Genomic DNA, 555 nt, shown 5'->3' with positions numbered 1-555 from the left:
CATCTGCATCTGTAGCGGCTTGCCAGCTAAAGGTAGGTAGTAACTCTACATTTTCAGTCTTATCTGCAACCGCAATCAATGAGAATGCTGCTGGTGGGGTATTTAGTTTTTCTGTGTTTGGCTTTGTATTATCATCATCATTACTACAAGACAAAAAGAGGGTACTACATAGCAGTAGATTACATAGTATTTTAATACTGTTTTTTTTCATGGTTTTAATTTTCACATTATTTGACGTGTCAAAATAACTAAAGTTAACACTCACTATTGATTCAATCAATATCACAAATCGGTCAATTACGCTATAAAAAACTTTTTACTGATGACTGACATGCAATAATTGAGTAAAAAGAAAAAAAATCTATAAAACTAACCCTGTAATAATTCGGGTTAAAAAAGAAATGCTCATTACTATAATTTTAATGAGCATTTCAAAACATAACTAGAAAGCAAATTCAATTCAACTCTCAATATTCTCAATACTAGTTTTCGAAATAAGAACGAAGACAAAAAACATTTCACCATTATTTTTCACCAGAATCAAAAAAGTTTAAA

Annotated in this window: 1 protein-coding gene; it reads right to left on the bottom strand. The window is 29.9% G+C overall.

Annotation, left to right across the window (positions count from 1 at the left end):
* On the bottom strand, nucleotides 1-211 hold a 211-nt coding region (locus Z053_RS29625), incomplete at its 3' end, for a hypothetical protein (RefSeq protein ID WP_035097315.1).
* Nucleotides 212-555: the final 344 nt, after the last annotated feature.

The sequence above is a fragment of the Aquimarina megaterium XH134 genome (assembly GCF_000520975.1).
Taxonomy (GTDB): domain Bacteria; phylum Bacteroidota; class Bacteroidia; order Flavobacteriales; family Flavobacteriaceae; genus Aquimarina; species Aquimarina megaterium.
This window is presented reverse-complemented; position numbering and strand designations above follow the sequence as displayed.